This is a genomic window from Actinokineospora globicatena, from assembly GCF_024171945.1.
Classification (GTDB): domain Bacteria; phylum Actinomycetota; class Actinomycetes; order Mycobacteriales; family Pseudonocardiaceae; genus Actinokineospora; species Actinokineospora globicatena.
Genome location: NZ_JAMTCR010000002.1, coordinates 418,326 through 433,219 on the forward strand (window position 1 = coordinate 418,326; position 14,894 = coordinate 433,219).

The 14,894-nt window shown below is 70.1% G+C and carries 8 protein-coding genes; 6 read left to right on the forward strand and 2 right to left on the reverse strand.

Features of this window, described 5'->3' with window-relative positions; genetic code table 11:
• The first annotated feature begins 45 nt into the window (after positions 1–45).
• Positions 46–963: a helix-turn-helix domain-containing protein gene (locus LV79_RS01985; protein ID WP_253831466.1), complete on the forward strand. Its 918-nt coding sequence runs from the start codon at positions 46–48 to the stop codon at positions 961–963.
• A 221-nt stretch (positions 964–1,184) separates the two neighbouring features.
• Here LV79_RS01985 and LV79_RS01990 read toward each other — a convergent pair whose 3' ends face one another.
• Together LV79_RS01990 and LV79_RS01995 are read right to left on the reverse strand one after the other, a co-directional pair.
• Positions 1,185–2,768 carry a S8 family serine peptidase gene (locus tag LV79_RS01990; protein ID WP_253831467.1) on the reverse strand — a complete coding sequence of 528 codons (1,584 nt, stop codon included), beginning with the start codon at positions 2,766–2,768 and terminating at the stop codon, positions 1,185–1,187.
• Positions 2,769–2,927: 159 nt separating this feature from the next.
• Positions 2,928–4,520, reverse strand: coding sequence for a S8 family peptidase (locus tag LV79_RS01995; protein ID WP_253831468.1), 1,593 nt, complete (start codon positions 4,518–4,520; stop codon positions 2,928–2,930).
• A 275-nt stretch (positions 4,521–4,795) separates the two neighbouring features.
• Here LV79_RS01995 and LV79_RS02000 point away from each other — a divergent pair, with 275 nt between their 5' ends.
• The 5 genes from LV79_RS02000 to LV79_RS02020 all read left to right on the forward strand — a co-directional run bounded on the left by LV79_RS02000 (position 4,796) and on the right by LV79_RS02020 (position 14,830).
• The gene (locus LV79_RS02000; protein ID WP_253831469.1) at positions 4,796–7,705 is read left to right on the forward strand and encodes an ATP-binding protein; all 2,910 of its coding nucleotides are present in this window, start codon (positions 4,796–4,798) and stop codon (positions 7,703–7,705) included.
• 653 nt (positions 7,706–8,358) lie between these two features.
• A complete protein-coding gene (locus LV79_RS02005) occupies positions 8,359–10,023 on the forward strand; it encodes a M14 family metallopeptidase (RefSeq protein ID WP_253831470.1) in 1,665 nt (554 codons plus the stop codon).
• 284 nt (positions 10,024–10,307) lie between these two features.
• Entirely contained in the window at positions 10,308–11,078 is a 771-nt protein-coding gene (locus LV79_RS02010; RefSeq protein WP_253835681.1) for a S1 family peptidase, read from the forward strand.
• Between the two features lie 211 nt (positions 11,079–11,289).
• Positions 11,290–13,083: an AMP-dependent synthetase/ligase gene (locus LV79_RS02015; protein ID WP_253831471.1), complete on the forward strand. Its 1,794-nt coding sequence runs from the start codon at positions 11,290–11,292 to the stop codon at positions 13,081–13,083.
• Between the two features lie 88 nt (positions 13,084–13,171).
• Positions 13,172–14,830, forward strand: a complete 1,659-nt coding sequence (locus tag LV79_RS02020) for a substrate-binding and VWA domain-containing protein (RefSeq protein WP_253831472.1) — start codon at positions 13,172–13,174, stop codon at positions 14,828–14,830.
• Positions 14,831–14,894 lie beyond the last annotated feature (64 nt).

A 14,894-nucleotide genomic window follows, 5' to 3' on the forward strand; every position in this document is an offset into this window, starting at 1 on the left:
CCCGGGGGTCTGCCGTCCTTGCCGTTTTTTCCGTGGGAGGTACCAATGCAGCCATTCCGCATCGGCGACCCAGTGCCGCTGGAGACGTTCCCGACGGTGCTCTCGGGCGCCATCGAGCGCAGCGGGCTGAGCCTGGAGCACCTGCAGCGCAAGCTCGCCAACGAGGGGATCCGGGTCAGCCTGTCCACCCTCAGCTACTGGCGCCGCGGCCGCACCCGACCCGAGCGACCGGAGTCGCTGCGGGCGGTGGAGGTCATCGAGGAGGTGCTGAAGCTGCCGCACGGGTACCTGGTGGCCCTCCTGGGGCCCCGCAAGCCCCGTGGGCGGTGGGTGGCCAGGGGCGGGCTCGTGCGGCCGCACGAGTCGTTGTGGGACAGCACGAACGGCCTCGCCCCGGTGCTCTCCGAGCTCTCGGAGCCCGCGCCGGGTGAACTGACCTACCTGAGCGTGCACGACCAGCACTTCCTGGACCACAACGGCCGCGACGTCCGCACCAGGGTCCGGATGCTCATCCGGTCCGAAGTGGACCACCTGCGGTCGATGGTCGTGCTGCACCGCGCCGAGGAGACGGACCGGGCCCTGCCCGCCATCCTCACCGGCTCCGGTTGCGCTGTCGGCCGGGTGCGCCCGGTTACCGCCAGCCGCTTCACGGTGGCGGAGGTGCTGTTCGACCGTTCGTTGTCAGCAGGGCAAACCGCGGTGTTCGAGTACGAGGTGCGCTGGTTCGGGCAGGCCCGTTCCAGCCGCTTCTCCCGTGGCTCGCGCCGCGCGTTCCGGGACTACCTGGCCGAGGTGAACTTCCACCCGTCGACGCTGCCGACGTCCTGCTATGCGTACGCGCAGGAGTCGGCGGAGGAGCCGGAGGTGCACCGGGAGACGCTGGAGCCGGGCTCTTACGGCGGCGTCCACACGGCGGTACAGGGCTCGGAGTCGGCCATCCACGGCATCAGGTGGACCTGGTAACCGCGGCGGCCCCTCGAACTGACTGACCATCCGCGACGGTCGTCAGCTGGGAGGCGAGGGGCGGCCGTTGCCCACTTTCCCTTCATAGCAAGGCACAGGCGCAGCGGGAGTTCACCTGAACCCCGCTGCTTTGCCATGTCCCGAGCTACTTGCCCCACCACGAGCGAGAACCCCGGAGCCGTATGGGCCTCCGGGGTTCTCGCTGTAGGGCTACGGCAGCCTTAGACCGTGAGGGTCCAGGTGTCGATGTTGCCCGTGTCGTAGGTGTAGATGTCGGTCACCTGCAGCTTCCAGGTGCCGTTGCGGTTCTCCGCCGAGGCGTCCACCGTGAAGGTCTGGTGGATGCCGGTGGCGGAGCTGGCGCCACCCGCGCGCTGCAGGCTGTAGGCCTGGCCGGACGGGCCGATCAGCAGGACGTTCAGGTCACCGGTGTAGGTGTGGTTGATGTCGACCTTCACCGAGGTGGTGGTCGGCGCCTTGCCGGTGCAGTTGGCGATGGTCACCGAGGAGGAGACCGCGGAGCCGCCGTCGGGGATGGTGACGTCGTCGCCGTTGGTGCCCGGACCGCAGGTCGGGTCCGGGTCCGGGCCGGGGCCGCCGGTGATGAAGCCGCTGTAGAGCAGCTTGTTCGGCGAGCCGGAGCCCGGGTTGGTGACCTTGCCGCTGGTGGCGTTGTTCACCAGCGCGTCGCGCAGCGCCTGCGGGCTGGCCGACGGGTTGGCCGACAGGTACAGCGCCGCGACGCCCGCGACGTGCGGGGTGGCCATCGAGGTGCCGGACATGTTGGTGGCGCTGCCGTTGAGGCCGAGCGAGGTGATGCCGTCACCCGGGGCGAAGATGTCGGTGCACGTGCCGTAGTTCGAGAACGAGGCACGCGCGTCGTTCGACGAGGTCGCGTTGACGGTGATCAGCGCGGCAACCTTGGCGGGACCGGTGGAGCAGGCGTCGGTCGAGCTGTTGCCCGAGGCGACGGCCATCTGGACACCGGAGTTGACCATGCCCGCGAGCGCGTCGTTGCCGAGGTCGGCGGTGTCGAAGGTCCACGAGGCGTTGACCACCGCGGGCTTCTGCGCGTTGGCGGTGATCCACTCGATGGCCTTGACACCGGCGGAGTCCGGGCCGTTGCCGGTGCAGCTGGTGCCGAGCATGCGGACCGAGACCAGCTTGACCTTCTTGGCCACGCCGTAGGTCTTGGAGCCGATGGTGCCCGACACGTGCGTGCCGTGCCCGGAGCAGTCCTGGCCGTTCTGGCCGTCCTCGATGAAGTCGGCGCCAACGGAGGCGCGCCCCTCGAAGTCGGCCAGCCCGGTCTTGATGCCGGTGTCGGTGACGTAGACGGTCACGTTCGACGCGCCACCGCTGGGGTAGTTGTACTTCTTGTCCAGCGGCAGGTTCGCCTGGTCGACTCGGTCCAAGCCCCAGGTGGGGTTGTCCTGGACGTCGAGCGCCTTGGCCGTGCCGTCCTGGTAGACCTTCTTGACCGCGGGGTCGGCGGCGAGCTGGCGGGCCTTGGTGTCGCTGAGGCCCTTCACCTGGAAGCCCTGCATGGACTTGGAGAACACGTAGTCCAGGTTGCCGCCGTACTTCTGGACCAGGGCGCTGGAGGCGGCCTGGATGCTGGCGGCGGACGCGGCTGCGGTCGGCTTCAGGGAGACGATGAAGCTGTTGCCCGCGGCGGGCTGCTTGGCCCGCACGAAGTCGGCTTCCGCGGCGGTCGCCGGGGTGGCCACAGCCACCAGGGCGGCGGCCACAGCCGCGGCACCGAACGCCGCGAGCACGACGCGCCCGCGAGTGGATCGTTGCATGATGAGGAGGTCCTTCCACGATGGTCGACAGCCGTGCGCGCACGGCCGAACAGGGTGTTCGCCCTTCATGGACCGGGCACCCGGCGCTTGGAGTCGCACCGCGCGCCGGGTGCCCGGGGTCTCGCGCTGCCGCCGGGGACCGGCGGCCACTGGAACGCCTTAGAAGGTCAGGGTCCAGGTGTCGATGGTGCCGACGTCGTAGGTCATCACGTCGGTGACCTGGAGCTTCCAGGTCCCGTTGCGGTTCTCCGCGGAGGCGTCGACGGTGAAGGTCTCGTGGATGCCTGCGGCGGAGCTGGCGCCACGGGCCTTCTTCAGGTTGTAGGTCGCGCCCGACGGGCCGATCAGGTCGACGACCAGGTCACCGGTGTAGGTGTGGTTGATGTCGACCTTGACCTTGGTGCCGGTCGAGGCCTTGCCGGTGCAGTTGGACACCGTCACCGGGGAGTTCACCGCGGTGCTGGTGTCCGGGATGGACACGTCGGCGCCGTTGGTGACCGCGTCGCAGGTGCCCGGCTCGGGGTCGGGGTTGCCGCCGCCGATGAAGCTGACGTTGAGCAGCTTGTTGGGCGAGCCCTTGAGGTCGGTGATCTTGCCGGAGGTGGCGTTGTTCACCAGCGCGTCGCGGACCTGGGCCGGGGTGGCCGAGGGGTTCGCCGACAGGTAGAGCGCGGCAGCGCCTGCCACGTGCGGGGTGGCCATCGAGGTGCCGTTCATCGTCGCCGTGCTGCCACCGTTCTTGGTGGACAGGATGGCCGAGCCGGGGGCGAAGATGTCCAGGCAGGTGCCGTAGTTGGACTCCAACGAGCCCGCGGTCCAGATGGAGCGCTTGTCGGCGTTGTCGCTGGCGCCGACGGTGATCGCCTCGGGGACGCGCGCCGGGCTGGTGTTGCAGGCGTCGCCCGCGTTGTTGCCCGCCGCGAGGGCGAAGGTCACGCCTGCGGAGATGCCGCGCTTGATCGCGTTGTCGACCGAGGTGTCCGCGCCGCCGCCGAGGCTCATGTTGGCCACAGCGGGCTTCTTGGCGTTCTGCGCCACCCAGTCGATGCCCTTGATGATGACCGAGTACGCGCCGTTGCCGGAGCAGTCGAGCACGCGGACCGCGACCAGGTTGACCTTCTTGGCCACGCCGTAGGTGTTCGAGCCGACGGTGCCCGCCACGTGCGTGCCGTGGCCCTGGCAGTCCGAGGCGTCGGCGTCGTTGTCGATGAAGTCGTAGCCGTCCTTGGCGCGACCCTCGAACTCGGTGTGCGCCTTGTAGATGCCGGTGTCCAGGATGTACGCGGTCACGTTGGAGGCCGTGTTGGCGTAGGTGTACTTCTGGTCCAGCGGCAGGTTCGTCTGGTCGATGCGGTCCAGACCCCAGGTCGGGTTGGTCTGCGTGTCCGACATCCGGGCGACGCCGTCCTGCTGGACGTAGGCCACCGACGGGTCGGCGGCGAGCCGCTTGGCGGCGGCCTCGTCCAGCTTCACCGCGAAGCCGCGCAGCGAGGCGACGTAGGTGTTGCTGACCTTGCCGCCGTGCTTGCGGGCGAGGTCGAGCGCCTTGGCGTTGGTGGTCGGCGCGTCGGAGGCGCCGTCCTTGAACACCACGATGTAGCTGCCCGCGATGGGCTGCGCGGCGCTCAGGATCGAGCCGGTGGCCTGCTGGGCCGCCGCGGGACTGGTCACCGCGGCCACGACGGCCAGCGCCGTCGCGCCCGCAGCCACCCCGGCTACGACAACCCGACTGGTCTTGCGATCAAGTCGCATCTGGGCTTCTCCATTCCGCTCCTCCGGGTGGTGGGCACCACCCAGGGGTGTGGCTGCCTGGCAGGGTTGGTAACTGACAGCCACTTGCGGATCACCATCGAGGGGCGCGGCAGGACGAACAATCCGGATATCGGTACGTAGGGATACCCGTCTTTCACCTAAGATCAACTTCTCAGTCCGTGACATCATGGAGTTTCAGATCACGGGCAGGCCGCCTAGGCTCGCCAAAACCCCATCGGGTGCGGTAGCGGACACGTCGGTTGGGAGGGGTGTTGATGAGCCGGACACCGAGGCCGGGCGTGCGGCGCCAGGACGCGACCGGACTGATGCGGACCAGCTCGCCGGTGCTGGTCGGCCGGGGTGACCAGCTCGGCGCGCTGCTGGCCGCCGTGCCGAGGCAGCCCGCGGTGATCATGATCGAGGGCGAGGCCGGTGTCGGGAAATCGCGCCTGGTGCGCGAACTGCTCGACTCCGAGCTCGGTCCGATGGCCGTCCTCATGGGCTACTGCCAACCCGTCGGCGAGCCGTTCCCGTACGGGGCCGTGCTGGAGGCGCTGCGCGACGCGACCGACCGGTTGGCCCGCAACCACCCGAGGCTGAGCCCGGTGGCGGGCGTGATCGGACCGCTGCTGCCCGAACTCGCCGAGTACCTGCCCGAGCCGCCCGCGCCGACCGGCGACCCGCGCACGGAGCGGCACCGGTTGTTCCGCGCCATGCGCGAGTTGATCAGCGTGCTCGGCCCGGTCCTGCTCGTGGTGGAGGACCTGCACTGGGCCGACGACGGTTCCCGGCAGCTGCTGCGGTTCCTGATGGGCGACCCGCCCGCCAATCTGTCCATTGTGGTCACTTACCGGCGCGAGGACGTGCCGGGCGGGGTGCCGCTGGGGTCGGCGTACCGGCCGCCGAGCGGGATCACCAGCGTGCTGCTCGAGCTCGGTCCGCTCGACGTGGACGAGGTGCGGGCGCTGACCTCGGCGATCCTCGACGAGGAGGCCGTGTCGGCGGAGTTCGCCACGAAGCTGCACGAGCGCACCGCGGGCATCCCGTTCGTGGTCGAGGAGACGCTGCGGGCGCTGCGCAACCCGGCTGGCGCGGTGCACGCCGACGGCGCCACCGCGCGCAGGCTGCTGGACAACGTGGACGTTCCGGTGCTGCTGCGCGACGCGATGGCCGAGCGGTTGGCGGCGCTCCCGACGACCGCGACCCGGCTCGCCCAGGCGGCCGCCGTGCTGGGTGTCCCTGCCCCGGCCGAGCTGCTCGGCGAGGTCGCCGCGATCGGCGAGAGCCGGGTGCGCGCCGCGCTGACGCACGCGTTGACCGGGCACGTGCTGCACGAGGTCGACTCGGGCCGCTACGGGTTCCGCCACGCCCTGGCCCAGCAGGCCGTCTACGACACGCTCAGCGGCCCGGACCGCCAGCAGCTGCACAACCGGGCCATCGAAGCGCTCGACCAGGTCGAGCCCCGGCCGCTGGTGCAGCTCGCCGAGCACAGCGAGCGCGCGGGTCGCACCGCGGCGTGGTTGCACTACGGCGAGGCCGCCGCCGACCGGGCCGCCGAGATCGGCGACGCGGGCACGGGGACGGCGCTGCTGCAGCGGTTGCTGGTGGAGCCGACGGTCCCCGCGGCCGATGTGGACCGTCTGGCGATCAAGCTCGGGCAGGTCGCGCACCTGGGGCTCGACCAGCACGACCCGACCGAGGCGCTGGAGCGGCTGCTGTCGGACCGGCGGCTGTCCACGCCCGCGCGCGGCGAGGTGCGGCTCTACCGGGGGCTGCTGCTGGTGCGGCAGGCCGGTGGCGTCGAGGAGGCGCGCTCGGAGATCGAGATGGCGATCGCGGACCTGACCGAGCGGCCGGACCTGGCCGCCAAGGGCGCCGCGGTGCTCGGCCAGCCGTTCATGGGGATGACCCCGATGCGCGAGTTCGAACCGTGGCTGGCGCGCACCGACCGCTACCGCGAGGCCACCGACGACAACGAGCTGCGGATCTCGCTGATGGCCAACGAGATGGGCTCCAAGCTGCACACCGGGGACCCGTCCGTGCTGGCCAACCTGGACCGGTTGCCCGACACCGTGTCCACGCCGGGCGAGCAGCGGCAGCTGGCCCGCGCGCACTGCAACCTGGCCGACGCGTGCACCTCGACCGGGCACTTCCGGTTGGCCAACGACCTGCTGCGCAGCGGCCTGCGGTACGCGGCCGAGTGCGGGGCGCCGTTCGTGGTGAGCACCGCGCGGGCGACCAAGGCCCGGCTGGACTGGCTGACCGGCGAGTGGGACGGGCTGGCCGAGCGGGCCGGGCGGCTGCTCGACGAGTACCGGGACCTGTTCCCGGTCGCCAGCGAGCTGTGCCTGGTGCTGGGGTCGTTGGCGATGGCGCGCGGCGAGTGGGCCGAGGCGACCAGCTACCTGACCGAGACCGGCGCGTTCGTGCCGGAGGAGTCGATCGCGCCGGTGGCCATCGCGGGTTGCGCGGCGCTGGCGACCACCATGCTCTCGCAGGACGAGGTCACCCGCGCCTGCGTCGACGTCGACCGCGGTGTGGGGATCCTGCGCACCAAGGGGGTCTGGGCCTGGGCGACCGAGCTGGGCCCGGTGGCGGTCGCCGCCTTCCTGGCCGCGGGCCGGGAGATGGACGCGGAGAACCTGATCGAGGACGTCGCGGCCGGGATCGAGGGCAGGGACGCGCCGATGTCGGTGGCCGCGCTCGCCCAGTGCCGCGGCCGCCTCGCCGAGGCACGCGGCCAGTTGGACGTGGCGGTGTCGCACTACCGCGAGGCAGTGGACCGCTACGAGCGGTTGCCCGCGCCGTACTTCGCCGCGCTGGTCGCCGAGCGGGAGGCGATCTGCCTGCTGCCCAGCGACAACGACAAGGCGACCGAGATCCTCTCCACGCTGGTGGACACCTTCGACACCCTCGGCGCCACCCGCGACGCGGCCCGGTGCAGGCACCTGCTGCGCGGCATGGGCGGCGGCAAGCCGTCACGGCGCGGCAGGCGCGGGTACGGCAACGAGCTGTCGCCGCGCGAGCAGGAGGTCGCGCGGCTGCTGGCGGCGGGCCACACGAACCGCGAGATCGCCGACGTGCTGTTCCTGTCGCCGCGCACCGTCGAGCAGCACGCGGCCAGAGTCCTGCGCAAGCTCGGCGTGTCCTCGCGCGCGGAACTGCAAGCCGAGGACTTGGGCTGAATCTCTCCCGCCACCCGCCCCCTCGTCCCCGCCCGGCATCGTGCCCGACTTGGTCGTTCGTCTCGCGTGCGTGCCGAGTCGGTGCGGGTGGAGTCCTGCACGGGGGCGGAAACACGAGAAGGACCGTCCGGGGGTGGACGGTCCTCCTCGTCGGAACCCGACGGCGGGCGAGCGGCCCCCTGCATCAAGGACCTCGCCAGACCACGCCAGGCGGTGCCGAGCGCCTGGGTGGGCGCCGCGGGTCCCGGGGTGCGTGGCTCGAGTGACCACGTGGCCGGGGGACCTCGGGCGGGGGAGTGACGAGGGCGTGGGCGCCGCTCCCCCGACTTCCCGAGGTTGGCCCGGGGGCCTGGTGGGCCCGCCGTGCTTGCTGTGAACAGTGCCGGGGGCGGCCCCGGCGAACAATCCCGGCATGGCTAGGTAGGGATACTTATCTTTTGACCTGCGGCGGCGGTAATCGAATGGGAAATATCCGGTAACGGGAACCCACCTCCGCAGCCTTGTGGGGCGCGAAGCGGGCGGGCCACCATCCAACTGCACAGCCATGCGCACTGGTCGTGAGGGCACCTTCGGGTTCGTCCGGCGCGCGCGGTCGTCGAACCCGATTACCCACCTCCAGTGCCCCAGGGCACTCCCTGTAGGAGGGCCTACGCGTGAAGCGCAAACGCCTGTCCGTAGCGGTAGGGGCGCTCGCCGCCCTTGCCGTGATCTTGTCAACCACCCCGGGTGCCTCGGCCAAGCCCGACACCGCCGAGACCAGGACCTCGGCCGAGTACGCCGTGGTCGGGGTCAAGACCCACCAGGAACGCAGCTCCATCGCCAAGACCGGCGCCGCCGTCAACGGCGTCGAGGACAGCAGGCTGCTCATCACCGCGACCCCGGACGAGGTCGCCAAGATCCGCAAGCTCGGCTACCGGGTGGACGCCCAGGACGCCGCCGCGATCTCGGCCGACCGCGGCGCGGCCGCCCCCGCCGACTTCCCCAGCGCGGACTCGAACTACCACAACTACGCCGAGATGACCGCGGTCATCAACAAGGCGGTCACCGACCACCCGGGCATCATCACCAAGCAGGTCGTCGGCAAGACCTACGAGAACCGCGACATCTTCGCGATCAAGATCTCGGACAACGCCGCGACCGACGAGGACGAGCCCGAGGTCCTGTTCACCGCGCACCAGCACGCGCGCGAGCACCTGACCGTCGAGATGGCGGTGTACCTGATCAACCTGCTGACCGACAGCTACACCTCCGACGCCAAGATCAAGGGTCTTGTGGACAGCCGCGAGATCTGGATCATCCCGGACGTCAACCCCGACGGCGGCGAGTTCGACATCAGCACCGGCTCCTACAAGAGCTGGCGCAAGAACCGGCAGCCGAACTCCGGCTCGTCCAACGTCGGCACCGACCTCAACCGCAACTGGGACTACAAGTGGGGCTGCTGCAACGGCTCCTCGGGTACCACCAGCAGTGAGACCTACCGCGGCCCGTCCGCGGCGAGCTCGCCCGAGGTCAAGGCGCTGCAGAACTTCGTCGGCAGCCGCGTCGTCGGCGGCAAGCAGCAGATCTCGGTGGGCATCGACTTCCACACCTACTCCGAGCTGGTGCTCTGGCCCTACGGCTGGACCTACGACGACACCGCCCCCGGCCTGACCTCCGAGGACCAGCGGGTGTTCTCCACCATCGGCAAGGCGATGGCGGCCAAGAACAACTACACCCCCGAGCAGTCCTCGGACCTCTACATCACCGACGGGTCGATCGACGACTACCTGTGGGGCGTGCACAAGATCTACGGCTACACCTTCGAGATGTACCCGACCGGCACCGCCGGTGGCGGCTTCTACCCGCCCGACGAGGTCATCGCGCGCGAGACGGCGCGCAACAAGGAGGCCGTGCTCCTGCTGCTCGACTACGCCGACTGCCCGAAGCGCTCCATCGGCGGGACCTGCGGCACCACGCCGCCGGACCCGGGCGGCAAGGTCTTCGAGAACACCAACGACGTCACCATCCCGGACGCGGGCGCGGCGATCACCAGCGACATCGCGGTGACCGGCGTGACCGGCAACGCCCCGGCGACGCTCAAGGTCGACGTCAACATCGTGCACACCTACCGCGGTGACCTCGTCATCGACCTGGTCGCGCCGGACGGCTCCGCCTATCGGCTGAAGAACTCGTCCACCAGCGACTCGGCGGACAACGTGATCGCCACCTACACCGTGAACGCCTCGACCGAGGTCGCCAACGGCACGTGGAAGCTCAAGGTGCAGGACACCTACCGGGCGGACACCGGCTACATCAACAGCTGGAAGCTGACCTTCTAGACGGTCCACCCCTGCTGGACCACGCCCCGGGGCCGAGCGCCACGCCCGGCCCCGGGGCACCCGCGGGCGGCTCGCGCCCCGCCGAGAGCGCAGAGCCATGTCCGCACTCCACTACGGACAGTGCCCGCCCAGCTACCCGATCCCCTCACCACCCCGTTCGTCCGTCCACTGTGGAATCCAGTGGGCGGTCGCGAGTCGATTCCACGCCCTGCAGCGGCACAACCGGGTGCCGCGTGGACACGAGAGGACACTTCGTGAGGAAGCTCAGCACTCTGCGCAAGGCCATGGCGGTCATCGTCGGGACGGTGGCGGCCGCGGCCATCGCCGTGCCCGCGTCGGCGGCCCCGCCCAGCCCCACCGGCGAGTTCGGTCCCGCCGTCGTCGGCGGTACCCGCGCCGCCCAAGGCGAGTTCCCCTTCATGGTCCGGCTGTCGATGGGCTGCGGTGGCGCGATGTACGCCGACAACCTCGTGCTGACCGCGGCGCACTGCGTCAACGGCACCGGCAACAACACCAGCATCACCGCCACCTACGGCGTGGTCGACCTGCAGAGCTCGTCGCGGGTCACCCGGACCTCGAAGTACGTCTACCGCAACCCCGGCTACTCGACCTCCGCCGGTGGCGACTGGGCGCTGATCCAGCTGTCGAGCCCGATCACCGGCGCGGCGAAGCTCCCCATCGCCACGACCACCGCCTACGACTCGGGCACCTTCACCATCGCGGGCTGGGGCGCGGCGTCCGAGGGCGGCGCGCAGCAGCGCTACCTGCTCAAGGCGACCGTCCCGTTCGTCTCGGACACCTCGTGCAAGACCCCGTACCCGAGCCTGAAGGCGGCGGTGGAGATCTGCGCCGGCTACACCCAGGGCGGCACCGACACCTGCCAGGGTGACTCGGGCGGCCCGATGTTCCGCCGCGACAACGCCAACAACTGGGTCCAGGTCGGCATCGTGTCCTACGGCCGCGGCTGCGCGCGCCCGAACTACCCCGGCGTGTACGCCCAGGTGAGCGCCCTGTCCTCGGCCATCGCGGCCAAGGCACGGGAGCTCGGCGCCTGAGCACTGCCAGGTAACCTGCGAAGTTGCTCCGTTCGCCCCGGGTGTGCACTACACCCGGGGCGGACTCATTTGTCACAATTGCCAGATATCGGTTCCGCCGCGCCTCTGGCCCCGCGCACGGGGTTGGCGGCAAGATACGGGCCAAGTTACCGCTAGGTAGACGGCAGGAGTCAGCTCAGCCGCGCTGCCTGACGTGCGCCGGAGGAGAGCTATGCGCGAGTTCGCCGTACCCCCAGTCGCCAAGCGTGAGGTTGCGGGTGGGCTCGCCGACCTGGTCTACGACAACGCGGAGCTGGGCCCAGCCGACATCGCCTTCCGGCGCAAGCAGGGCGCGGGCTGGCAGGACGTGACCGCGACCCGGTTCGCCGAGGAGGTCACCGAGCTGGCCAGGGGCCTGGTCGGCGCGGGCATCGGTGCCGGTGACCGGGTCGCGATCCTGGCCGCCACCCGCTACGAGTGGACCCTGCTCGACTTCGCGATCTGGGCCGCGGGCGCGGTGCCGGTGCCGATCTACGTGACCTCGTCGGCCGAGCAGATCCAGTGGATCCTGTCGGACTCCGGCTCGGTCGCGGTCGTCGTGGAGACCGACGAGCACCTCGGAAGGCTCAACAGCGTCCGCGAGCTGCTGCCGGACCTGCACCACGTGTGGCGGATCGACAACCTCGACGAGATCACCACCGCGGGCGCCGACGTCGACGCGGCCGAGATCCACCGCAGGCGCGCCGCGGTGTCCGCAGACGACGTGGCCACGATCATCTACACCTCGGGCACCACCGGCCAGCCCAAGGGCTGCGTGCTGACCCACGACAACTTCTTCGCCGAGTGCGGCTACGGCGCCGAGGTGCTCGCCGAGCTGTTCCACGGCCGCGGCCAGGACCAGGCGGCCAAGACGCTGCTGTTCCTGCCGATCGCGCACGTGTTCGGCCGGATGGTGGAGGTGGGCTGCGTGTACGCGCGCTGCACCATGGGCCACAGCGCGGACGTCAAGCAGGTCATGGTGGACCTGGCCTCGTTCCAGCCGACCTTCATCCTGTCGGTGCCGTACGTGTTCGAGAAGGTCTACAACGGAGCGCGGCAGAAGGCGCACACGGCGGGCAAGGGCAAGATCTTCGACGCCGCCGCGGCCACCGCGATCGCGTTCAGCGAGGCCGACGGCAAGGCGGGCATCGGGCTCAAGCTCAAGCACCTGGTGTTCGACAAGCTGGTCTACGGCAAGCTGCGCGCCGCGATGGGCGGCAGCACGAAGTACGCCATCTCCGGCGGCGCGGCGCTGGGCGCCCGGCTCACCCACTTCTTCCGCGGCGTCGGCCTGGTCGTGCTGGAGGGCTACGGGCTGACCGAGACCACGGCGGCGTCGGCGGTCAACACCCCGCAGCACCTGCGGCCGGGCACGGTCGGCCGTCCGCTGCCGGGCACCACGGTGCGCATCGACGAGGACGGCGAGATCCTGCTCAAGGGCGAGCAGGTGTTCCGCCGGTACTGGAACAACGAGGCCTCGACCGCCGAGGTGATCGACGGCGACGGCTGGTTCCACACCGGTGACCTGGGTGAGCTCGACGCCGACGGCTTCCTGAAGATCACCGGGCGGAAGAAGGAGATCCTGGTGACCAGCGGCGGCAAGAACGTCGCCCCGGCCGTCATCGAGGACCGGATCGCCGCGCACCCGCTGGTCGGGCAGGCCATGGTGGTCGGCGACGGGCAGAAGTACATCGCCGCGCTGATCACCGTGGACCCGGACTACTTCACCTACTGGAAGTCGACCGCGGGCAAGCCCGCCGGGGCCACGATCGCCGACCTGGTCGACGACCCGGACCTGCTCGCCGAGATCCAGAAGGCGGTCGACGAGGGCAACGCGGCGGTGTCGACGGCGGAGTCGGTGCGCAAGTTCAAGCTGCTTGCCGCGGAGTTCACCCCGGAGACCGGCCACCTGACGCCCTCGCTCAAGCTCAAGCGCCGGGTCATCATGCGCGACTTCGGGGCCGAGGTGGACAAGCTCTACTCGTGAGCGCGGTTCACGTCGGGCTCCTTGGGCCCTACTCGCGGGAGCGGATGGCGTCTAGCATGGCCGCCACCCTTCCCGCGAGAGGTAGGCCATGGGACGACACTCGTCGCCCAGGCGACCGAAATGGGGCTTCCGCTCGACCGCGCTGCTCCTGGTCGTCCTGCTGGCACTCGTGGTGGGCGGTTGGTTCGCCTTGGACACGGTCCGCGATCGCGCGACCACGGCGAGCTGTGCTCCGGCAGCGCTGACTGTCGCCGTCACCCCTGACCTGGCCCCGATAGTCCAGACAGCGGCGAACAGGATCAACGACTCCTGCACGCAGGTTCAGGTATCGCCCTACGAGTCGGGTGCTGTCGCTGAGGCTCTTATCGTCTCCGACGGCACCCAACTCCCGGACGTCTGGCTGCCGGAGTCGACCCTGTGGCTGCGCCGCGCCCACCAGAAGGGCGCGTGGAACGTCGAGTTGAGCGGCACCCCGGTGGCGTCAACACCCGTAGTCCTCGCCATGACGGAGGAGATCGCGGCGGGTCTCGGGTGGCCAGGCATCAAGCCGACATGGGCGCAGGCTCTAGAGGCCAACCCGGTGGGTATCTCCGACCCCTCTCGAGACCCTTCGGGCTTGTCGGCCCTCTTAGGCGTACGCACCACTATGGCCGCGGTCGCGGACCCAGCAGCGGCTGCCACGACGTCACTGCGCAAGCTGGCGCAGAACACCCTCCCCCAGACCTCGGACCTCTATGCGCGTCTGCCGGGCACGAACAGCCCGTCGGCTCCGCTGAGCGTCTTTCCCACTCCGGAAAGCACCCTCTTACGCCACAACGCAAGCAACACCGCGTTCCCTCTCGTGGCCTCTTACGCCGATGTGCCGTCGCTGGACTACCCGTTCACAGTGTTACCCAACGCATCGCAGGCAGCACTGCCTGTGGCGCAACGCCTTCTAGCGGAACTCGGCAAGCCCGAGTCGATGACCGCCCTGGGCGATGCGGGTTTCCGCGGCCCCGATGGCACTGTCCTGCGCGACCGCTCTGCCGACGGTCGGACCACAATCGACTCCCGAGCCCCGGTTCCCCTGCCGCCGACGGACGACGTCGACCAGTTGCTCAACCAGTGGGCCGGGATCAACCTGAGTTCCCGCATGCAGGTCTTGCTCGACGTCTCCGGCTCCATGGCCGAACCCGTCCCCGGCACCGGCCTGGACCGCATGGCGGTCACCATCAAAGCGGCCGAGACCGGCATCGGCCTGTTCCGGCCCACGACGAAGTTCGGCATGTGGCTGTTCGCCACCAAGCTCGACGGGGCCAAGGACTACCAGGAACTGCTCCCCGTCCTCCCCGTGACCGAGCAGCTCAACACCGGCGCCCTGGACAAGCTGCGCGGCGTCAAGGCCATCAAGGGCGGCGCCACCGGCCTGTACGACAGCGTGCTGGCGGCCTACCAGTCCGGTCGCGACAACTGGGAACCCGGGCGGATCAACCTGGTCGTGGTGCTGACCGACGGCGAGAACGAGGACCCGGACGGCATCAGCCGGTCGCAACTGCTGGAGGAACTGGGGAAGCTGCAGGACCCCCGGCGACCGCTCCAGCTGATCGGCATCGGCATCGGCCCGGACGCCGACCTGGCCGAACTGCAGGCCATCACCAGCGCCACCGGCGGCCAAGCCTTCGTCACCCCCGACCCCACCAAGATCGGCGCCATCTTCTACAAAGCCCTGAGCGGCCTGCTCTGCCAACCCCCGGCCTGCACCGGCTGAGTTGTCCACAAGCCCCATCACCGTCCACAGCCACGACTTTCACCCGCAGCCCCAGCACCCCACG